This window comes from Caballeronia sp. INML1 (assembly GCF_023631085.1).
Taxonomy (GTDB): Bacteria; Pseudomonadota; Gammaproteobacteria; order Burkholderiales; family Burkholderiaceae; genus Caballeronia; species Caballeronia turbans.
In genome coordinates, this window is the sequence record NZ_JALQDT010000072.1 from 21,394 (window position 1) to 41,054 (window position 19,661).

General features: G+C 64.5%; 20 protein-coding genes. 16 read left to right on the forward strand and 4 right to left on the reverse strand.

Features of this window, described 5'->3' with window-relative positions:
• Positions 1 to 115 precede the first annotated feature (115 nt).
• Positions 116 to 934 (forward strand): class I SAM-dependent methyltransferase, encoded by an 819-nt coding sequence (locus NCR38_RS29405; RefSeq protein ID WP_061119461.1) that lies wholly within the window; start codon positions 116 to 118, stop codon positions 932 to 934.
• On the opposite strand, the gene NCR38_RS29410 is transcribed toward NCR38_RS29405, so the two are convergent.
• From NCR38_RS29410 to NCR38_RS29420, 3 genes are all read right to left on the reverse strand, one after another.
• Positions 931 to 2,559: an FAD-dependent monooxygenase gene (locus NCR38_RS29410; RefSeq protein WP_250478050.1), complete on the reverse strand. Its 1,629-nt coding sequence runs from the start codon at positions 2,557 to 2,559 to the stop codon at positions 931 to 933. The genes NCR38_RS29405 and NCR38_RS29410 overlap by 4 nt on opposite strands.
• A 108-nt stretch (positions 2,560 to 2,667) precedes the next feature.
• Positions 2,668 to 2,955 carry a DUF1634 domain-containing protein gene (locus NCR38_RS29415; protein ID WP_061119462.1) on the reverse strand — a complete coding sequence of 96 codons (288 nt, stop codon included), beginning with the start codon at positions 2,953 to 2,955 and terminating at the stop codon, positions 2,668 to 2,670.
• Positions 2,952 to 3,818, reverse strand: a complete 867-nt coding sequence (locus tag NCR38_RS29420) for a sulfite exporter TauE/SafE family protein (protein WP_061119572.1) — start codon at positions 3,816 to 3,818, stop codon at positions 2,952 to 2,954. Before NCR38_RS29420 ends, NCR38_RS29415 begins: the two co-directional genes overlap by 4 nt.
• Positions 3,819 to 3,952: 134 nt before the next feature.
• On the opposite strand from NCR38_RS29420, the gene NCR38_RS29425 reads away from it, so the two are divergent.
• On the forward strand, positions 3,953 to 4,834 hold the full coding sequence (locus tag NCR38_RS29425) for an IclR family transcriptional regulator (RefSeq protein WP_061119463.1): 882 nt from the start codon (positions 3,953 to 3,955) through the stop codon (positions 4,832 to 4,834).
• 98 nt (positions 4,835 to 4,932) lie between these two features.
• Here NCR38_RS29425 and NCR38_RS29430 read toward each other — a convergent pair whose 3' ends face one another.
• The gene (locus NCR38_RS29430) at positions 4,933 to 6,006 is read right to left on the reverse strand and encodes a porin (protein ID WP_061119464.1); all 1,074 of its coding nucleotides are present in this window, start codon (positions 6,004 to 6,006) and stop codon (positions 4,933 to 4,935) included.
• 471 nt (positions 6,007 to 6,477) lie between these two features.
• On the opposite strand from NCR38_RS29430, the gene NCR38_RS29435 reads away from it, so the two are divergent.
• Genes NCR38_RS29435 through NCR38_RS29500 form a run of 14 tightly spaced genes read left to right on the forward strand, consistent with a single transcriptional unit; the run spans position 6,478 to position 19,621 of the window.
• Positions 6,478 to 6,795, forward strand: coding sequence for a non-heme iron oxygenase ferredoxin subunit (locus NCR38_RS29435; protein ID WP_035500201.1), 318 nt, complete (start codon positions 6,478 to 6,480; stop codon positions 6,793 to 6,795).
• A gap of 1 nt (position 6,796) precedes the next feature.
• Positions 6,797 to 7,105, forward strand: coding sequence for a recombinase-like helix-turn-helix domain-containing protein (locus NCR38_RS29440; protein WP_061119465.1), 309 nt, complete (start codon positions 6,797 to 6,799; stop codon positions 7,103 to 7,105).
• Positions 7,106 to 7,120: 15 nt separating this feature from the next.
• Positions 7,121 to 8,182, forward strand: coding sequence for an aromatic ring-hydroxylating dioxygenase subunit alpha (locus NCR38_RS29445; RefSeq protein ID WP_061119466.1), 1,062 nt, complete (start codon positions 7,121 to 7,123; stop codon positions 8,180 to 8,182).
• Complete coding sequence (locus tag NCR38_RS29450) at positions 8,175 to 8,918, forward strand: SDR family oxidoreductase (RefSeq protein ID WP_061119467.1); 744 nt, start codon at positions 8,175 to 8,177, stop codon at positions 8,916 to 8,918. Before NCR38_RS29445 ends, NCR38_RS29450 begins: the two co-directional genes overlap by 8 nt.
• A 29-nt stretch (positions 8,919 to 8,947) precedes the next feature.
• Positions 8,948 to 9,475: a cupin domain-containing protein gene (locus NCR38_RS29455; RefSeq protein ID WP_061119468.1), complete on the forward strand. Its 528-nt coding sequence runs from the start codon at positions 8,948 to 8,950 to the stop codon at positions 9,473 to 9,475.
• 7 nt (positions 9,476 to 9,482) lie between these two features.
• Positions 9,483 to 10,343, forward strand: coding sequence for an alpha/beta fold hydrolase (locus tag NCR38_RS29460; protein ID WP_061119469.1), 861 nt, complete (start codon positions 9,483 to 9,485; stop codon positions 10,341 to 10,343).
• Positions 10,340 to 11,200: an IclR family transcriptional regulator gene (locus NCR38_RS29465; protein WP_061119470.1), complete on the forward strand. Its 861-nt coding sequence runs from the start codon at positions 10,340 to 10,342 to the stop codon at positions 11,198 to 11,200. The genes NCR38_RS29460 and NCR38_RS29465 overlap by 4 nt, the downstream gene beginning before the upstream one ends.
• Positions 11,197 to 12,006, forward strand: coding sequence for an SDR family oxidoreductase (locus tag NCR38_RS29470; protein ID WP_061119471.1), 810 nt, complete (start codon positions 11,197 to 11,199; stop codon positions 12,004 to 12,006). The genes NCR38_RS29465 and NCR38_RS29470 overlap by 4 nt, the downstream gene beginning before the upstream one ends.
• On the forward strand, positions 11,999 to 13,666 hold the full coding sequence (locus NCR38_RS29475) for a thiamine pyrophosphate-binding protein (RefSeq protein ID WP_061119472.1): 1,668 nt from the start codon (positions 11,999 to 12,001) through the stop codon (positions 13,664 to 13,666). Before NCR38_RS29470 ends, NCR38_RS29475 begins: the two co-directional genes overlap by 8 nt.
• Entirely contained in the window at positions 13,659 to 14,483 is an 825-nt protein-coding gene (locus NCR38_RS29480; protein WP_061119473.1) for an aspartate dehydrogenase, read from the forward strand. Before NCR38_RS29475 ends, NCR38_RS29480 begins: the two co-directional genes overlap by 8 nt.
• Before the next feature lie 14 nt (positions 14,484 to 14,497).
• Entirely contained in the window at positions 14,498 to 15,988 is a 1,491-nt protein-coding gene (locus tag NCR38_RS29485; RefSeq protein ID WP_250478051.1) for an aldehyde dehydrogenase, read from the forward strand.
• Positions 15,989 to 15,998: 10 nt separating this feature from the next.
• A complete protein-coding gene (locus tag NCR38_RS29490; protein WP_250478052.1) occupies positions 15,999 to 16,964 on the forward strand; it encodes a VOC family protein in 966 nt (321 codons plus the stop codon).
• Positions 16,957 to 18,174, forward strand: a complete 1,218-nt coding sequence (locus NCR38_RS29495; RefSeq protein ID WP_061119476.1) for an NAD(P)/FAD-dependent oxidoreductase — start codon at positions 16,957 to 16,959, stop codon at positions 18,172 to 18,174. The genes NCR38_RS29490 and NCR38_RS29495 overlap by 8 nt, the downstream gene beginning before the upstream one ends.
• 28 nt (positions 18,175 to 18,202) lie before the next feature.
• On the forward strand, positions 18,203 to 19,621 hold the full coding sequence (locus NCR38_RS29500; RefSeq protein WP_061119477.1) for an MFS transporter: 1,419 nt from the start codon (positions 18,203 to 18,205) through the stop codon (positions 19,619 to 19,621).
• Positions 19,622 to 19,661 lie beyond the last annotated feature (40 nt).

Genomic DNA, 19,661 nt, shown 5'->3' on the forward strand with positions numbered 1-19,661 from the left:
GCAAAACCGCCGTGACAGCTCTCAATGTAGACATCTCTTCGAACACGATAAAGCAGCGTAGAGTGAAAAGACTTGCGGGCTCATGCGAATAATCGAACATGGGCGCGTCATAGTCATGAACACGTCACGACACGACACGCATTTCGCCGGCCATATTCCCGAGCTTTACGATCGCTATCTCGTGCCGATGCTCTTTGCGCCCTGCGCAGGCGATATCGCGCGCCGCGCCGCGGCGCTCGAACCATCGCGCGTACTGGAAACGGCCGCAGGCACCGGCGCGGTCACGCGCGCGCTGGCGCACGCGCTGCCCGCGCATGTCGATATCGTCGCGACCGATCTGAATCAGGCAATGCTCGATCGCGCCGCGATGACGCATATCGGCAGAACGGTGACGTGGCAGCAGGCCAATGCGTTGCAATTGCCTTTCGACGATGCGAGCTTCGATATCGTCGTCTGCCAGTTCGGCGCAATGTTCTTTCCCGACAAGACGGCCGCGTTCGCGCAGGCACATCGTGTGCTGCGGCCCGGCGGCGCACTTCTCTTCAACGTGTGGGACCGCATCGAAGAGAACGAGTTTGCCGACACGATTACCGCCGCGCTAGGCCGCCTCTTTCCCGCCGATCCGCCGCTTTTCATGAAGCGCACGCCACACGGCTATTTCGATCGGGACGCGATTTCGCACGACCTCGCAGCCGCGGGGTTCGATGCGAAGCCGCGCTTCGATACGATCACGCAACGCAGCCGCGCATCATCGGCGGACGTGGTCGCCATCGCTTATTGCCAGGGCACGCCCTTGCGCAACGAGATCGAAGCGCGCACCGGCGCGAGTCTGGAAGAGGCGACATCGGCATGTGCCGAAGCCATCGCGGCGCGCTTCGGATCGGGTCCCGTCGCTGGAAAGATTCAGGCGCATGTGATCGTCGTGCAGCGCTAAGGCGTGACGCCGCGGCCCAGCACGCGATCGAGCCATGCGATCAGCGCATCCGGTGCGCATCGCGCGCTTCGAAAGCCGATATGCCCATCCGGCCTCACGGCCCACACCATGCCGTGCTTCGCACCGAATGCATCGGCGAACTCGCCTGCGTTATCGCTCAGCGTTCGATAGTCTTCCCGCGCAGGCTCGAACGACGCCGCGTTCGCCACCTTCGGCGACACGATCGACACCGCGCTCGCCGCCGGGCCGAGCGCTGCGCGCCACGCATCGACGGCCGCATCGAACGCGGCGATGCGGGCTGCATCGGCATCGTCGTCCAAATAGCCGATGAGCGTGTGACGTCCGCGCCCGAGATGATCGTGCAAGCGCTGCGCATGTCCGATGAACGCCTCCACGAGACCGCCGGCCTGCGGCGCGCGATCGCCGGGCGCGGGCAATGCCGCGTCCATGTCGGGACATTCATCCATGACGATCGGACTGCTGCCGCGATAACCCACGAGCAGTTGCGTCTCGCGCATCGCGGGCTTGATTTCGCCGTGCGCGAGGACCGTGTTCAACGCGCGGCTCGTCGATTCGACGACATCGAGCCCGACCGGCCGCCGCTCCGCTTCGTAGCTGTCGAGCAGCGCTTCATGCGCGACGCCGCGCGCCGCCAGCGTGAGCTTCCATGCGAGATTGTGCGCGTCCTGCAAGCCGGTGTTCATGCCCTGCCCGCCGACGGGCGGATGGATATGCGCGGCATCGCCGGCAAGAAACACCCGCCCGCGCGCATAGTGCTGCGCGATCCGATGACTCACGCGATACACCGACGACCAGCGCATCGACGAAAGCCGCGTGCCCTTCGGCAGGATCGGCAGCATGATGCGTTCGATCTCGTTGAAATCGGGCGTGGAATTCAGGCCGTGCCGGGCGGCATCGTCGGGGAGCAGAACCATCGAGAGGCGATAGCGGCGCGCGGAGCCGCGCACCGGCAGCGCGGCGAGCGTGGTCGCCGCCGCGCCGCCCTCGCCCGACACGTTGAAGCGGTACATGCGGCCGCGCGGCAAATCCCAGTCGACATCGACATCGGCGAGCATGAAGGTCTGCGGATACTGATCGCCTTCATAGGCGACGTTCAACTGCCGGCGCACCGTGCTGCGCGCGCCGTCGCAACCGACGAGCCAGCGGCATCGAACGGTACGGCTCTCGCCGCATGCGTCCTGTATGCGCGCGTCGATCACGTCGCCGGATTCGGTGAAATCGACGAGCGTCGCGCCGTATTCGACGTGCCCGCCATTGCGCGCAAGCGCCGCTTCCAGAATGCGCTCGGTCTCGAACTGTGCGAGCGACAGCGCGCCATACGGCAGTCCGGCGCGCAGCACCTCCGCGCTGAACGCGAGCGCGCCGTCCTGAAACGTATCAGCACCCGTGATCCACACACCCGCATCGATCGCGTCGCGCGCGATACCCAGATCCTCGAAAATCTCCAGCGTGCGCGCCGTCACGCCGAGCGCCTTGACGAAGAAGACGCGCTCGTCATGCGCGTCGATCACACGCGCCTTCACGCCATCGCGGCGCAGTTCGGCGGCGAGCATCAAGCCGACGGGGCCCGCGCCGGCAATCAGCACATCGGTCTTATCGAACATGGTGCGATTTCTCCTGAGGAAACCGGCGAATGCCAATGCGCGCAACGTATCTTTTGTCGGCTGTCGTCAGGGAGAATAACCGTTAAGCGCTTGGCTGTGGCACGCGCGTCAGCCGCCAAGCGGCCCCAGGCGCAGGCCGATCGCGCAGCCCGCCGCGATGACGGCGAGCACCGTCGCCGCGATCGTCACGTAGACATAGTTTCGTTGCCGCGCGAACACGGCGAGCATCACGACGACGCGCAGCACCGGCAGCAGAATGAACAGCGCGACGCCCGCCGTCAGCGCCTTGGTGCCGATGACCAATCCCGCGCCGGTCAAGACGCACGCGGCCCATGTGCCGCACTGAAAAAAGCGCGCGAGCACCCGATCCATCGAAGCGGGCGTGAAGTCTTTCATCGACCCGCACGCTCCAGAAGATCGATGCCGAATCCTTGCAGGAACATCTGGCACGCGACGAGCAGCAGCATCGACAGAAACAGCAGACGCAGGCGTTCGCTGCGGACTTTCATCAGCACGCGCGCGCCCGCGATTGCACCGACCACCGAGCCGAGCGCAACCGGCCCCGCGATGGCGCTCACGATCTCGCCGCGCAGAAAATAGGCGCTGGCGCTCGCGGCTGCGGTCACACCGATCATGAAGTTCGACGTCGCGGTCGATACCTTGATCGGCAGGCGCAATGCGTTGTCCATCGCCGGAATCTTGAGGATGCCGCTGCCGATGCCGAGCAGCGCGGAAACGACGCCGGCCGCGTACATCAGCGTGAGGCCGGCGGGCACGCGCCGCACTTCATAAGCGACATCCCGACGCAGCGTGCCGTCCGGATAGCTCGAGTGAAGATCGAGCGCGGCGGCGAGTCCTCGCGATGGAATCGGCCTCGACATGTCGGCGTGCTCTTCGCGGCGACTGAACATCTGCCACGCCGATACGACCAGCACGCCCGCGAAAAGAAAGTTCAGCGCGGCCACAGGGACGATGCCCGCGAGCAGCACGCCCGTCAGCGCGCCGAGCGTCGTGCCGGTTTCGAGCACGAGGGCGAGCCGCACGTTGGTCAGGCCGGCGCGCAGGAAGGCCGCAGCGCCGCCGCACGAACATGCGATCACGGACACGATGCTCGTGCCGATGGCCGCATGCATGTCGATATGAAAGAACATCGTGAGGATGGGCACGATGAACAGCCCGCTCGCCATGCCAAGCATGCCGCCCGCCGCGCTCGCACCCATGCCCGCGCAGAAGAGCCAGAGGGTTGCTTCGAAGCTCATCGAATCGGCCTCGGTGAAGTATCGCACGTCATCAATATAACATGTCATAACAAGTAGAGAAAGCAGCGGACGGATGAAGGCCGATCGTCTCGCGCTATGATTCGCCCATCGCACGACAAAAACGACAGCCGAACATGGCCCGACGAAGCAAACAGGAAGACATCCAGGCGGAGACCCCTGATACCACGGAAGATGACACGTCGCCCGGCGGCGGCTCCAGCTATCTCGTGCCGGGCCTCGAACGCGGCTTGCGGATCCTTGCCGAGTTCTCCGCGCGTGAGCCGGTGCTGGGAGCGCCCGAGTTGTCGCGACGCATAGGCATTCCGCGCACGACCACGTTCCGTTTGCTGCAAACGCTCGAAGCGCTCGGCTTTCTCGAACGAGTGAACGGCGACCGCAACTTCCGGCTGGGCGTCGCCGTGCTGCGGCTTGGTTTCGAATACGTGAACTCGCTCGAACTGACCGATCTGGGCACGCCGATTCTGGAGCGTTTGCGCGATGCCACCGGTCTATCGACGCATCTCCTGATCCGCGATCAGCGCGATGTCGTGTTCGTCGCGAAAGCGCAAAGTCATGAGCCGCTGTTCAGCTCGGTGAAGGTGCATGTCGGCACGCGGCTGCCCGCTCATGCGACCGTGCATGGACATGTGCTGATGGGCGATCTTTCGCTCGCCGCCCTAAAGGCGCTCTATCCCGAAGCGCAACTGGAAAAGTACACGGAGCGCACGCCCGCGACCGTCGACGAACTTTTCGAACGCGTGCAGGAGTGCGCGGCGCTCGGCTATGGATTGAGCGAGGCATCGTTCGAGCGCGGGATATCGGTCGTCACCGCACCCGTGCGCGATCATTCCGGCGCGATCGTCGCGGCCGTGACCGCGACCGTGCCGCGCTCGGACATCGGTGCGGAGGATGAGAAGTCGCGACTCGTCGAAATGATCTGCGCTGCTGCGATGGAGCTTTCCACGCGGCTCAACTATCGACCGGCGCCGGATGATCCCACCGCTGCGCTTGCTTGAATTTGGCTTTTTCTTGCCGGATCCCGGTTTCTTTTCGGTTTATTAGCGATTAGCGCCGCCCTCCCCAGGGCAACGCTGATTCCACGAAAAAAGTGCTGTCAGAACGAGTGATGAATACCCGCTAGCACGATGACCTGATTCGCCGTGCTCGACACGCCCGCCGTGAAGAACGCGGCCTTCGCACCGCCGGTCGCGTGCTCGTACAGCGCGTTCACATAGAGTTGCGTCGATTTCGACAACATGTAGATATCGCCGATTTCAAACTGCGTCCAGCGGCCACCCGCGAAGGTCGTCGTGGCCGCGCCGCCGGCAATCCAGTTCCACGCGACCGGCTTGAAAGTCAGCCCCGCATCGTATGACTGGAACGTGTCCGACTGACCGTTCGATTGCAACTTCACGCGCGTATAAAGACCGTGCACCACGAACTTGCCGATCTCATACGACGCGCCCGCGCCCATCACTTCCTGCTTGTCCGCCATGTATGTCGCGGCGGGCTGGCCCTGGAAAGTCGTAAGACCGGTCGTCGCGATTGCCGGCGTGCGATTGTGCTCGTTCGAATACGTGGCCGCCGCCTTGAACGGACCGTTCGCATACGTGATGCCGAAGCCGTAGTTGCGGCCCGTCGAGAAGTTCGTCGTGTTGCCGAGGCCCATCATTGCGCCGGCGGAAAAGCCGTAGAAATTCGCCGAGCGGAATTTCACCGAGTTGTCGTAGGGCACGACGCCGGTGTCCGCGAGCTGGTCGATGTTGCCCGGATGGAACGCATACCAGCTCGCCGCGAGATACGCGGTGGAGAGCGGCCCGAGCATGTCGAAGCTGAACGGCGTCTGATGACCGAGCGTCAGCGTGCCGACGTTCTCCTGATCCAGCCCGAGATACGCCTGACGATTCCATAGCGTGCCGGCCTTCGCGAAATTGCCGCTGTTGGTATAGAAGCCGTTCTCCAGCTGCGCCACCGTCTTCAGGCCACCACCCAGATCTTCGACGATACGAAAGCCCCAGCGGTCTGGCTGCATGTTGCCCTGCTCCTCCATCCATTTCGGATGGCCGCCGACATTGTTGATATATGCGATGCCGGCATCGAGGCTGCCGTAAAGCGTGACCGTGCTCTGCGCGGCCGCCCCGGTCGCAACCCCGGCTCCGATGAGCCCCGCTGCAATGATGTGCTTCACCCTTCGCTCTCCTAACCGTGTGGTTCAAGGGCGGGCTGTGCCCGCTGTCCCGTTGCGGCTTGTCGCCGTTACTGCGCTTTATCCCGGTTCCCGATGGCCCTGCTTCGCACCGTCCGGGAGGCGTCTTGTTGATCGCCCGTTATGTTCCATATATGGATCAACGTACTGCCTATGGAAAGTATAGTGAGATTTGCAGCGCCAAAACAATAAATTTTCAGACGACCTCGGGTAGACCCTTAAGGCACGTCGGATGCGTCTCGTTCGTAGCAAAAAGAGCTTACGAATCAATGTCGAACGGACGTTTATACGTCAGATCAGACGTGAGACGAACGCCTGAACGACCAGCAATCTAGTGTTTTCACCTAGATATCCACTTTTTTATTTTCCCGGGCTCAGACCACTCCTATAATGCCCATACACGAACTGCTGTTCCTTTAGTGGAACACAGACGAACCAGAGGAAGGGTGAAAGATGTCTGAACAATGGCGCTGCGCCGGGCATGCCGGCGATCTGTCGGAAGACGCACCGATCGAATTCAAGCTCGACGACGGCGCGGAGATCGGTATCTACAAAGTGGGCGACGAGCTGTATGCGCTCGAGAACGTCTGCCCGCACGCATACGCGCTGCTGACGCAGGGTTTCGTCGATGGCGACACCGTCGAATGTCCGCTGCACGAAGCGGTGTTTCACATCCCCACGGGCAAATGCCTGAAAGAGCCCGGCGGCCGCGACCTGAAGACGTATTCGGTGCGCCTCGCCGGCGAGGAAATCCAGATCAAGGTGGCGTGACATGGAAAAAGTCGTGAACTTCAACCCGCATCTCAAGCCGTGGCTCGCGCCGCAGCCGAACAACGTCGCCGGCAAGGGCGTGATCGAGAAGCCGGGTCAGACCGAGAACTTCATCTGGCAAACGCGCAAGGCCGAGCCGACGCAATACGAAAACGACTTCGGCGACGCGCTCGAACGCGTCTTCGAAGCGGGCGCGCTGGAACTGGAGCAAGTGGTCGCGGGCTTGAACAAGGACGGCTTTCGCACGCCGGAAGGCACGACGTGGACCGCCGAGCGCCTCGCCACCGAGCTGCGCACGCTCGCCGATTAAAGAAGGAGCATTTCCATGACGTCCTCTCAGCAGACAACCGTCGCCGTCGATCCCGTTCAGGCTTATCTCGATCGCGGCTTGCGCAATTACTGGTATCCCGTCGCGCCTGGCTGGCAAGTGGCGAACGCGCCCATCGGCCTGACGCGCCTCGGCGATCAGATCGTCCTCTGGCGCGACAACGAAGGCAAAGTGCACGCGCTCGAAGACCGCTGCCCGCATCGCGGCGCGCGCCTGTCGCTCGGCTGGAATCTCGGCGGCAGCGTCGCGTGCTGGTATCACGGCATCGAAGTCGATGGCAGCGGCACCGTGCAGAAAGTGCCCGCCGTGTCGGCATGCCCGCTCGAAGGCCAGAAGTGCGTGAAGTCGTATCCGGTCGAAGAACGCGCGGGCGCGATCTTCCTCTGGTTCGGCGACGACGCCAACAAGGAACCCGCGCCGCTCGTGCTTCCCGAAGAACTCGTCGGCGATGAATACGCGAGCTTCCTTTGCATGTCCCACTGGAAGTGCAATTACCAGTACGCGATCGACAACGTGATGGACCCGATGCACGGCGCTTATCTGCACGCGACATCGCACTCGATGGCCGAAGGCGACAAGCAGGCCGACATGCGCGTGCGCAAGACCGAAACCGGCCTCATGTTCGAGAAGGTGAATCAGCGCGACGTGAACTTCGACTGGGTCGAACTGGGCGAAACCGGCTGCCTGTGGATGCGCCTCGCGATTCCGTACAAGAAGAAGTTCGGTCCGGGCGGCAACTTCGGGATCATCGGCTTCGCCACGCCCGTCGATGAAGACAACTGCCAGGTCTATTTCTGGCGCACGCGCAAGGTCTCGGGATGGCAACGCGATGCGTGGCGTTTCCTGTATCGCAATCGTCTCGAAGGCCTGCACTGGGCCGTGCTGGAACAAGACCGCTACGTGCTCGAAAGCCTCGCGCCGAACGCGCGCGATCACGAGTTCCTCTATCAGCACGATGTCGGCATGACGCGTGTGCGCCGCATGCTGAAGCAACGTGCGCAGCAGCATCTCGCCGCCCTCGACGCGCTTGCGAAGAACACGGAGCACGTTCATGCGTGATGCGCTCGACGGCCGCCGCGTGCTGGTCACAGGCGGCGCTCGCGGACTCGGCGCGGCGTTCGTCCGGGCGCTCGTTGAGCGCGGCGCGCACGTCGCATTCGGGGATGTGCTGCATGCGGAAGGCGAGGCGCTCGCGCGTGAACTGCCCGAAGCGCACTTCTTCCCGCTCGATCTGAATGAGCCGCAGAGCATCTCCGCATTCGTCGATGCAAGCGTGAAAGCGCTGGGCGGCCTCGACGGCCTCATCAACAACGCCGCGATCACGAATTCGGGCGGCAAGTCCGCCGATGAACTCACGCCGCAAACGTGGGACGCCGTGATGAACGTCAACGTGCGCGGGTCGTGGCTCATGAGCGTCGCGTGCCTGCCGCATCTGAAGGCATCGGGGCGCGGCGCGATCGTGAACATCGCATCGGATACGGCGTTGTGGGGCGCGCCGAAGCTGCTCGCCTACGTCGCGAGCAAGGGCGCCGTGATCGCGATGACGCGTTCGCTCGCCCGCGAGTTCGGCACGAGCAACGTGACCGTCAACGCGATCGCGCCCGGCCTCACCGAAGTGGAAGCCACCGCCTACGTGCCCGCCGAGCGCCACGAGTACTACCTCAAAGGCCGCGCACTGACGCGCGCGCAAACGTCCGACGACGTGAACGGCCCCGTGCTGTTCCTGCTCTCGGATGCGGCGCGCTTCGTGACGGGCCAGTTGCTGCCGGTCAACGGCGGCTTCGTGATGAATTGATTCGCTCTATACAGAACCTGGAGAAAGCAATGGCAGATGCCGACATCGAACGTAAATCGTGGGATCAGCCCGCCGACGCGAGCTTCGAGCAATGGATGAACTCGCGCGTCGCGCGGCTCGAGACGCGCCGCTACGACTGGGACGCGCTCAAGTTCCAGGCCGATTACGACCCGAAGTATCGCCGCGCGCAGATGCGCTATGTGGGCACGGGCGGCACGGGCGTCGCGAAGGACATGAACACCGTCCCCGCAGGCAGCTTCACGTTTTCGACGATGGTCATTCCCGCCGGCAACATCGGGCCGAGCCATATTCATATCGACGTCGAAGAGATTTTCTTCGTGCTGCGCGGAAAGATGAAGGTGATCTGCGAGAAGGACGGACAGACGTGGGAAGCCGTGCTCGGCGAGCGCGATCTCATCTCCGTGCCGCCTGGCGTGTATCGCACGGAAATCAACATCGGCGACGAAGACGCGCTGATGTGCGTGATGCTCGGCGCGTCGAAGCCCATCACGCCGACGTATCCGCCCGATTCGCCCTTGGCCAAGCTGAAGCGCTGAGACTGCGATGAACATCGAGACGCTCGCGCGCTTTCCGGACATGCACATCGATACCGCTCAGGGCATCACGGGTTATCGCGAGGCAGGTGCGTCGCATCTGCGCACCCTGCCCGTCGTGCTGCTGCACGGGATCGGCTCCGGTGCGGCGTCGTGGGTTCGGCAACTCGACGCGCTCGGCGCGACGCGTCGCGTGCTCGCGTGGGATGCGCCGGGTTATGGCGTGTCCACTCGCGTCGCGAATGAATCGCCGGTTGCGGCCGATTATGCGCACGCGTTGTCCGCGTGGCTCGATGCGCTCGGCGTGAATCGCTGCGTGCTCGTCGGCCATTCGCTCGGCGCGATCATCGCGGGTTCGTTCGCTGCACATGCGCCGGAGCGTGTGGCGGGCTTGCTGCTGATTTCGCCCGCTGCAGGTTACGGCGCGGCCTCGAAGCAAGTGCGTGAATCGAAGCGCGATGCACGATTGAAGATGCTCGACGAACTCGGCGCGCAAGGACTCGCACGCGAGCGCAGCGCGAACATGGTTTCGCAATATGCCGATGACACCGCGCGCGAATGGGTCCGCTGGAACATGGCGCGCATCGTCCCCGAAGGCTACGCGCAAGCGACGCATCTGCTCGCGAACGCGGACCTCGCAGCGGATATCGCGCGCTTTCATGGACGCATCGCGGTGGCGGTGGGCGCGGACGACGCGATCACGCCGCCCGCTGCGTGCGCGCCGATCGCGCAGGCCGCGCACGTCGGCCTGCAGGTCATTCCGCGTGCCGGCCACGCGGGTTATGTCGAATCTCCCGCCGTCCATACCGCGCTGATCGACTCGTTTTGCCAGGGCATCGAATGTCACATGAAAGACGGAGTACCGCAATGACATCCATTGCCACGGAAGAAGCCGATAAAGGCGAACCGACTTACATCGTGCCGGGGCTCGAACGCGGACTGAAGATCCTCACCGAGTTCTCGCCGCGCGAGCCCGTGCTCGGCGCGCCGGAACTGTCGCGGCGCCTCGGCATTCCGCGCACGACGGTGTTCCGGCTGCTTCAGACGCTCGAATCGCTCGGCTTTCTGGAGCGCGCGGACAAGGACCGCAACTACCGCCTGGGCGTGGCCGTATTGCGCCTCGGCTTCGAATACCTGAGCTCGCTCGAACTGACCGATCTCGGCCTGCCGATCATCGAGGCGCTGCGCGATGCGACCGGTCTCACGAGTCACATCCTGATTCGCGATGGCCGCGATGTCGTCTTCGTCGCCAAGGCGCAGAGTCACGCGCCGATCTTCAGTTCGGTGAAGGTGAACGTCGGCACGCGCCTGCCGGCGCATGCGACGACGCACGGTCACGTTCTGATGGGCGATCTGTCGCTCGATGAATTGCGCGCGCTGTATCCCGAACAGCATCTCGAGCGCTTCACGAAGTCGACGCCCGAAACCGTGGAAGAACTGTTCGAGCGCGTGAAGGAAGACGCCGAACGCGGCTACGCGACGAGCCAATCGTCGTTCGAGCGCGGCATTTCGGTCGTCACCGCGCCGGTTCGCAACGACACGGGACGCATCGTCGCCGTCATCACGACGACGATCCCGCGTCCGGAAATCGATGCCGCATTGCTCGAAAGCGGCCTCATCGACAAGGTACGCGAGGCCGCCGATGCGCTCTCGCTGCGTCTCAACTATCGCCCGGCCGCGCGCGCAAGTGCATCGAGCCGATACATGAAGTCTCTGGGGTTGCAATGATTCAGATCGATCTTTCAGGGCAGGTCGCCGTTGTCACCGGCGGTTCGTCGGGCATCGGCTTCGCGACGGCGCGCCTGTTTTTGCAGGCGGGCGCATCGGTCGCCATTTGCGGACGCGACGCCGAACGCCTCGAAGCCGCGCAAGCCGCGCTCGCGACAGAATTCCCGCAAGCGCAATTGCTCGCTGCACGTTGCAATGTGCTCGATGAGAACCACGTGAACGCCTTCGCCTCACGCATCGAGGCGCGTTTCGGCCGCGTCGACATGCTCGTGAACAACGCGGGACAAGGCCGCGTGTCCACCTTCGCCGATACGGCCGACGACGCCTGGCGCGACGAACTGGAGCTGAAGTACTTCAGCATCATCCGCCCGACGCGCGCCTTTCTGCCGATGCTCGAAGACGCGCCCGCGCCCGCGATCGTCTGCGTGAATTCGCTGCTCGCGTTGCAGCCGGAACCGCACATGGTCGCGACCTCGTCGGCGCGCGCAGGCGTGCTGAGCCTCGTGAAATCGCTCGCGACGGAACTCGCGCCGCAACGCATCCGCGTGAATTCGATTCTGATCGGCATCGTCGAATCGGGGCAGTGGAAGCGGCGTTACCAGGATTATCTCCAGCAAGCACAAGACCCGCGCCAGAGCTGGCAGGAATGGACCGGCGAGCTCGCGCGCAAGAAAAACATTCCGCTCGGCCGCTTCGGCCTGCCCGAAGAAGCGGCTCAGGCGCTCTTCTATCTCGCAACAACGCTGTCGTCCTACACGACCGGCAGCCATATCGATGTTTCCGGAGGCTTTGCTCGTCATGTCTGAAAAAACCACGGTCGGCGAACTGATCGCCGCGTTTCTCGAACAATGCGGCGTGCGCACGGCGTTCGGCGTGATCTCGATTCACAACATGCCGATTCTCGATGCGATCGGCCGCCGCGGCAATATCCGCTATGTGGGCGCACGCGGCGAAGCGGGCGCGTTGAACATGGCCGACGGCCTCGCGCGTGTCTCGGGCGAACTGGGCGTCGCATTCACGTCGACGGGCACCGCCGCCGGCAACGCGGCCGGCGCAATGGTCGAAGCCCTGACCGCGGGCACGGCGCTGCTGCACATCACGGGGCAGATCGAAACCGAATATCTCGATCGGGATCTCGCGTATATCCACGAAGCGCCCGATCAACTGACGATGCTGCAATCCATCTCGAAGGCCGCGTTCCGCGTGCGCACGGTCGAAACCGCACTGCCGACGATCCGCGAAGCCGTGCGCGTCGCGCTGACTGCGCCGGCCGGTCCGGTGAGCGTCGAGATTCCGATCGACATCCAGGCCGCCGCAATCGAATGGCCCGCCGATCTGGCCGCGCCGCACGTCGGCACGCTCACGCACGACAGCCTGCGCGTGAAGCAGCTCGCCGATGCGTTGACGAACGCCAGGCGCCCGCTGCTGTGGCTCGGCGGCGGCACGCGTCATGCGCGCAGCGCGGTCGAGCGGCTGGTCAAGCTCGGCTTCGGCGTGGTGACGAGCGTGCAGGGGCGCGGCGTGCTGCCCGAAGATCATCCGGCGACGCTCGGCGCGTTCAACGTGCATCCGTCGGTCGAAGCGTTCTACAAGACGTGCGATGCGCTCGTCGTCGTCGGCTCCCGTCTGCGGGGCAACGAAACGCTGAAGTACAAGCTCGCGCTGCCGCAACCGCTCTATCGCATCGACGCCGATGCGCTCGCCGACAGCCGCGGCTATCGCAACGAACTGTTCGTGCATGGCGATGCATCGCGCGTGCTGGACGAACTCGCGACGCTGCTCGAAGGCCGCATCCGTGTCGATCCGGCGTTCGCGGGCGATCTCGCCGCCGCGCGCGAAACGGCGGTCGCGGAAGTATCGAAGGGGCTGGGACCGTACAAGCGCCTCGTCGATTCCCTGCAACGCGCGGTCGGCCGCGATTACAACTGGGTGCGCGACGTCACGATCTCGAACAGCACGTGGGGCAATCGCCTGCTCAAGATCTTCAATCCGCGCGCGGGCGTGCATGCGCTCGGCGGCGGCATCGGCCAGGGCATGCAGATGGCGATCGGCGCGGCGCTTTCGGGCGCGGCGAAAAAGACCGTCGCGCTCGTCGGCGATGGCGGACTCATGGTCAATGTCGGCGAACTCGCCACGGCCGTGCAGGAAAAAGCCAACGTGATGATCGTGCTGATGAACGATCAATGCTATGGCGTCATCCGCAACATTCAGGACGCGCAGTACGGCGGACGCCGCATGTTCGTCGATCTGCATCAGCCGGATTTCGCGCAGTTCTGCGCGAGCCTCGGACTCACGCATCGCCGCATCACGTCGCTCAATCAGGCCGATGACATCGTGCGCGAAGGGCTCGCCATCGACGGTCCGGTGCTCATCGAAGTGGACATGCTGTCGGTCGGCTCGTTCGCGACCGCGTTCGCCGGCCCGCCGGTGAAGAGGGAAGAACCGAAGGAGCCGGAATATGCGTGATCCACGTCACGCGCCGCATGCGCTCGATATCGCGATGATCGGCTTCGGCGCGATCGGCTCGGCGGTGTTTCAGGCGCTCGAAAACGATCCGCTCGTGCGCATCTCGCATGTGATCGTGCCGCAGCGCGATCGCGCGCACGTGCGCTCGGTGCTCGGCGACCGGGTCGATGTCGTCTCGCACGTCGAGTCGCTCGCGAGCCATCCCGAGTTCGCGCTCGAATGCGCGGGACACGCGGCGCTCGTCGATCACGTCGTGCCGCTTTTGAAGTCGGGCACGGATTGCGCGGTCGCGTCGATCGGCGCGCTGTCCGAAGCCGGCCTGCTCGATGCGCTCTCCCGCGCCGCCGATGAAGGCGCGGCCACGATCACGCTGTTGTCGGGCGCGATCGGCGGCGTCGATGCGCTCGCCGCGGCGAAGGAAGGCGGCCTCGACGACGTGCAGTACACCGGCCGCAAACCGCCGCTCGGCTGGCTCGGCACGCCCGCCGAAAGCGTGTGCGATCTGAAGTCGCTGACCGCGGAACAGGTCATTTTCGAAGGGACCGCGCGCGACGCCGCACGGCTCTATCCGAAGAATGCGAACGTCGCGGCGACCATCGCGCTAGCCGGCCTCGGCCTCGACGGCACGCGCGTGAGACTGATCGCCGATCCGGCTGTCGAGCGCAACGTGCATCGCATCGTCGCGCGCGGCGCGTTCGGCGAGATGTCGCTCGAAATGTGCGGCAAGCCGCTGCCGTCGAATCCCAAGACATCCGCGCTCACCGCGTTCAGCGCGATCCGTGCGTTGCGCAATCGCGCCGCGCGCTGCGTCATCTGAAGGAGTTTTGAACGATGAATCATCCCGACACTTCGCTCGTGAGCTCCGGCGATATCTTTCTCGGCGGCGAATGGCGCAAAGGACGCGGCAATCCGTACGCGAGCATCTATCCCGCCGATCAGACCGTCAACACGGAAATCAGCACGGCGAATGCCGACGATGCGCGCGAAGCCGTCGAGATCGCGGATCGCGCCTGGAGGAAGGCGGACTGGGCCGGCCTGAAGCCGCATCAGCGGGCGGCCGTTCTGCATCGCATCGCCGGCCTGATCGAAGCGCGTCACGAAGCGCTCGCGCACTTGCAGCGGCGCGACAACGGCAAGCCGGTCAGCGAAACGCGCGCCCTCGTCACGAGCGCGGCGAACACGTTCCGCTACTTCGCGTCGTGCCTCGAAACGCTCGAAGAAGAACTCACGCCCTCGCGCGGCGACTATCTGACGATGAGCGTGCACGAGCCGCTCGGCGTCGTCGCGGCGATCACGCCGTGGAATTCGCCGATCGCTTCCGACGCGCAGAAGCTCGCGCCCGCGCTCGCCGCCGGCAACGCCGTCGTGCTGAAGCCCGCCGAAGTGACGCCGCTCGCGTCGCTGGCGCTTGCGCGCATCTGCGAGGAAGCGGGGGTGCCCAAGGGCGTCGTCAGTGTGTTGCCGGGCAAGGGCTCCGTGATCGGCGATGCACTCGTGCGCCATCCGCTCGTGAAGAAAGTCGCGTTCACGGGCGGCACGGAAGTCGGTCGCGGCATCGCGCGGCTCGCCGCGGAAAAGCTGATGCCCGTATCGCTCGAACTCGGCGGCAAGTCGCCGACCATCGTCTGCGCCGATGCCGATCTCGATCACGCGGTCAATGGCGTGCTGTACGGCATCTTCAGTTCGTCGGGTGAATCGTGCATCGCGGGTTCGCGGCTTTTCGTCGAACGCAAGGTGTATGGCGAATTCATGGCGCGGCTCGTCGATGGCGCGCGCAAGCTGCGCGTCGGCGACCCGGCGCGCGAGAACACGCAGATGGGCCCGCTCATCACGGGGCAGCATCGCGACAGCATCGAGCGCTTCGTCGCGCTCGGTCTCGAAGAAGGCGGCACGCTCCTGTGCGGCGGCGAACGCCCGACGGGCGATGGCCGCGAAAAAGGCTTCTTCTACCTGCCGACGATCATCGAAGGTCTCACGAACGACGCGCGCATGTGTCAGGAGGAGATCTTCGGACCAGTGCTCGCCGCCCTGCCCTTCGACGACGAAGCCGCGCTTCTCGAACAGGCGAACGACAGCGTGTTCGGCCTCGCGGCAGGCATCTGGACGCGCGACTACAAGCGTGCATGGAACATGGCGCGTGCATTGAACGCCGGCACGGTCTGGATCAACACCTACAAGCAGTTTTCCATTTCGACGCCCTTCGGCGGCTGGAAAGACAGCGGCATGGGACGCGAGAAAGGCCGCCTGGGCCTGCGCGAATACATGCAGCAGAAGAGTCTCTACTGGGGCTTGAACGACGCCCCGCTGCCGTGGGCGAACTGAAGGAGTTGCCATGACGATTCTTGGCATTGAACGCATCACTTACGGCGTGACGGACCTCGACACCTGCCGGCGCTTCTTCGCCGACTGGGGCCTGAAGGAAGTCGCGCATGATGAAACCCGCGCGCGTTTCGAAACCCTGAACGGCTGCGAAGTGCTGCTCGCCCTTGCCGATGACCCCGCGCTTGCGCCCGCCTTCGAAGCGGGTCCGACGCTGCGCGAAGTCACGTGGGCCGTCGCGACGCGCGAAGAACTCGACGCACTGCGCCAACGCTTCGCGGGCCAGCCCGGCCACTTCGAAGCGGATGACGCAATTGGCTGCATCGACCCGAACGGCATGGCGATACGCGTCGAAGTCACGAAGAAACGCGACATCGACGTGAAGGGCTCGCCCTCGAACGTGTGGGGACAAACCTTGCGCGTCGATACGCCGAGTCCTGTCTACGAGCGCGCGGAGCCGGTGGAAGTGGGGCATGTCGTGTTCTTCACGAACTGCGTCGCGGAGCAGGAGAAGTTCTATCACGAACTGCTCGGCTTCGAGACCTCGGATCGTTATCCGGGCCGCGGCGCGTTCATGCGCTGCGCGCCGCACGGCGGTCATCACGATCTGTTTCTTCTGCAATTGCCCGATGGCAAGCGCGGCCTGAATCACGTCGCGTTCACCGTGCGCGATATCCACGAGGTCTTCGGCGGCGGCCTGCACATCAGCCGCTGCGGCTGGACGACGCAGCTCGGGCCGGGACGTCATCCGGTTTCGTCGGCGTATTTCTGGTACTTCAAGAATCCGGCGGGCGGTCTCATCGAGTATTACGCCGATGAAGACGTACTCACGCCCGAATGGCAACCGCGCGATTTCGAGCCTGGCCCGACCGTGTTCGCGGAGTGGGCCGTCGATGGCGGTCTCGACGGCAACACGCGCCGCCAGAAAGACGCGAAGGCGCCGGAAGGCAAGTTCATGACGGAGCGCAAAAATGGCTGATCTCCAAACGGTCGTGGTGATCGGCGGCGGCCAGGCGGCGGGATGGATTGTGAAGACGCTGCGCAAGGAAGGCTTCGATGGCCGCCTCGTGATGGTCGCCGACGAGATTCATCTTCCCTATGAGCGGCCGCCGCTGTCGAAGGCCGTGCTCGCAGGCGATGCCGATATCGACACCGTGCGGCTCGTCGATCACGACGCGTTCGCCGCACTGAACGTCGAAGCGTGGCAGCCGGAATGCGCGGAATCGATCGATCGCGACGCGCGCATCGTGCGCACCGCGAGCGGACGCGAAGTGCACTACGACCGCCTCGTCATCGCGACCGGCGGGGCGGCGCGGCGGCTGCCGGCCTCGCTCGTGCAGACCTCGCATCTCGCCTATCTGCGCACGCTCGACGATGCAATGCTCATCGGCAAGCGCCTGCGCGAAAGCCATAGCAAGCGCTTGCTCGTGATCGGCGGCGGATGGATCGGCCTGGAAGTCGCGGCGACTGCGAAGAAGCTCGGCGTCGATGTCACGGTCGTCGAAGGCGCGCCGCGTCTGTGCGGACGTTCCGTGCCTGAAAGCGTGTCTGATTTCCTGTTGAAGCTGCATCGCGATAACGGCGTCGATGTGCGGCTGAATGCATCGCTCGTGTCGCTCGACGACTATGGCGACGGCGTGCGCGCGCAACTCGCCGACGGCACGACCGTAGAGGCCGATTTCGCGGTCGCGGGCATCGGACTGACGCCGCATACGGGAATCGCGGAGCGCGCGGGCATCGACGTGAACGACGGCATCGTCGTCGATGAATTCGGTGCGACGAACGATGCGCACGTGTTCGCGTGCGGCGATGTCGCCAATCATCCGAACGCGTGGCTCAAGCGCCGCGTGCGCCTCGAATCATGGGCGAACGCGCAGAACCAGGCAATCGCGACGGCGCGCGCGGTGCTCGGCGTGCGCACGCCGTATGCCGAGATTCCGTGGTTCTGGTCGGATCAGTACGACGTGAACCTGCAGATTCTCGGCGACGTTCCGCCGGGCGCCGTGCCCATCGTGCGCGGCGATCTGGACGCGCGTCGCGCATCGCTGTTCTTCTTGGATGGCGATGCATTGCGCGGCGTGATCGCGATCAACGCGACGCGCGATCTGAAGGTCGCGAAGAAATGGATGAGCCAGGGGCGCGCGGTCGATATCGCGGCGCTCGCGGACACGGCGAAGGCACTCGCATAACACACGGACGGGAGCAGGCATGAGGAGCATGGGCAATACGGCGGTTCAACACGGCGGCACCGCCACGACAGTCGCCGACGCGGCCACTGCCGCTCACGCGGTCACGAAGGGATCGATCATCGCGCGCATCGAGCGGCTGCCCGCCAACGCGATGCAGGTGCGCGCACGTATTCTGATCGGCGCGGCAACTTTCTTCGATGGCTTCGATGTCATCGTCATCGCGGCGACGCTGCCGCTGCTCATCCAGAAGTGGGGGCTGACGCCGGGGCAGGTCGGCTTTCTGATCGCGTCGGGATCGATCGGGCAACTGATCGGCGCGTTCCTCTTCCCGTCGCTCGCGGAACGTTATGGACGCGTGCGTTCCATCGCGTGGAGCTCGGGCATCATCGGCCTGACGAGCATCGCGTGCGGCTTCGCGCCTTCGTTCGCGGTATTCGTCGCGTTACGGATCGTGCAGGGACTCGGGCTTGGCGGCGAATTGCCCGTCGCGGCGACTTACATCAACGAGATCACGCGTGCCCATGGGCGCGGCCGTTTCGTGCTGCTCTACGAGATCGTGTTCCCGATCGGCCTGCTCGCATCGAACGCGCTCGGCGCATGGGTCGTGCCGCGCTTCGGCTGGGAAGCGATGTACTTCATCGGAGGCGGGCCGCTCGTGCTCTTCTTCCTGCTGCGCGCGCTGGTGCCGGAATCGCCGCGCTGGCTCGGCGAACGCGGCCGCATGAGCGAAGCCGGCGACGCGCTCTGCGCATTCGAAGCCACCGTGAAGCAGCCGCTGCCGCCGCTCGGCAATCTCGCCGATTTCGAAGCGATGGCGAACCGTCATCCGAAGCGCCGCCGCCTGGATCTGATCGGACCGGCGTATCTCAAGCGCACGATCGCGGTCGCGCTCTTGTGGATGACGTGCGGCGTGCTCCAGTACGGCCTCTCGACGTGGCTGCCGACGATCTACAAGACCGTCTATCACGCGCCGTTGCAACTCGCGCTGAATCTGGCGGTGGCGGCTTCCGTGCTCGGCGTGATCGGCTCGCTGACGTGCGCGCTGATCGTAGACAAGGTCGGGCGCAAGCCGGTCATCAACTGGTCATTCGTGTTGTGCGCGGTGTCGCTCGTGTTCGCGGGCGTGTTCGTCACGCAGTCGGTGTATGTGGTCGCAACCTTCTGCGCCCTCGCGCTCGGCTTCATGGCATGCGGCTTCATCACCGCTTATGTGTATACGCCCGAGCTTTATCCGACGAGCATCCGCGCGTTCGGATGCGGCCTCGGCGGTGCATGGCTCAAGATCGCGGCGATCTTCGCGCCGGCGCTCGTCGGCAAGACGCTGATGGGCGGGAACATGAATGTCGCGTTCTATGCGCTCGCTGTCGTGCCGCTCGTCGCGGCGGTCGCGGTGCATTACATGGGCATCGAAACGAAGGGCAAGGTGCTGGAGCAGCTTGAAGTGTGATGCTTTGCTGTTCAGGGCCGGCGCTTTGTATCGCCGGTCC

Coding starts and splice junctions, on each gene's coding strand:
- NCR38_RS29405 (WP_061119461.1), top strand. CDS start 116: ATGAACACGTCACGACACGACACGCATTTCGCCGGCCATATTCCCGAG.
- NCR38_RS29440 (WP_061119465.1), top strand. CDS start 6,797: ATGGAAAAAGTCGTGAACTTCAACCCGCATCTCAAGCCGTGGCTCGCG.
- NCR38_RS29450 (WP_061119467.1), top strand. CDS start 8,175: ATGCGTGATGCGCTCGACGGCCGCCGCGTGCTGGTCACAGGCGGCGCT.
- NCR38_RS29415 (WP_061119462.1), bottom strand. CDS start 2,955: ATGAAAGACTTCACGCCCGCTTCGATGGATCGGGTGCTCGCGCGCTTT.
- NCR38_RS29485 (WP_250478051.1), top strand. CDS start 14,498: ATGAATCATCCCGACACTTCGCTCGTGAGCTCCGGCGATATCTTTCTC.
- NCR38_RS29455 (WP_061119468.1), top strand. CDS start 8,948: ATGGCAGATGCCGACATCGAACGTAAATCGTGGGATCAGCCCGCCGAC.
- NCR38_RS29435 (WP_035500201.1), top strand. CDS start 6,478: ATGTCTGAACAATGGCGCTGCGCCGGGCATGCCGGCGATCTGTCGGAA.
- NCR38_RS29425 (WP_061119463.1), top strand. CDS start 3,953: ATGGCCCGACGAAGCAAACAGGAAGACATCCAGGCGGAGACCCCTGAT.
- NCR38_RS29465 (WP_061119470.1), top strand. CDS start 10,340: ATGACATCCATTGCCACGGAAGAAGCCGATAAAGGCGAACCGACTTAC.
- NCR38_RS29475 (WP_061119472.1), top strand. CDS start 11,999: ATGTCTGAAAAAACCACGGTCGGCGAACTGATCGCCGCGTTTCTCGAA.
- NCR38_RS29480 (WP_061119473.1), top strand. CDS start 13,659: ATGCGTGATCCACGTCACGCGCCGCATGCGCTCGATATCGCGATGATC.
- NCR38_RS29500 (WP_061119477.1), top strand. CDS start 18,203: ATGGGCAATACGGCGGTTCAACACGGCGGCACCGCCACGACAGTCGCC.
- NCR38_RS29410 (WP_250478050.1), bottom strand. CDS start 2,559: ATGTTCGATAAGACCGATGTGCTGATTGCCGGCGCGGGCCCCGTCGGC.
- NCR38_RS29420 (WP_061119572.1), bottom strand. CDS start 3,818: ATGAGCTTCGAAGCAACCCTCTGGCTCTTCTGCGCGGGCATGGGTGCG.
- NCR38_RS29490 (WP_250478052.1), top strand. CDS start 15,999: ATGACGATTCTTGGCATTGAACGCATCACTTACGGCGTGACGGACCTC.
- NCR38_RS29470 (WP_061119471.1), top strand. CDS start 11,197: ATGATTCAGATCGATCTTTCAGGGCAGGTCGCCGTTGTCACCGGCGGT.
- NCR38_RS29460 (WP_061119469.1), top strand. CDS start 9,483: ATGAACATCGAGACGCTCGCGCGCTTTCCGGACATGCACATCGATACC.
- NCR38_RS29495 (WP_061119476.1), top strand. CDS start 16,957: ATGGCTGATCTCCAAACGGTCGTGGTGATCGGCGGCGGCCAGGCGGCG.
- NCR38_RS29445 (WP_061119466.1), top strand. CDS start 7,121: ATGACGTCCTCTCAGCAGACAACCGTCGCCGTCGATCCCGTTCAGGCT.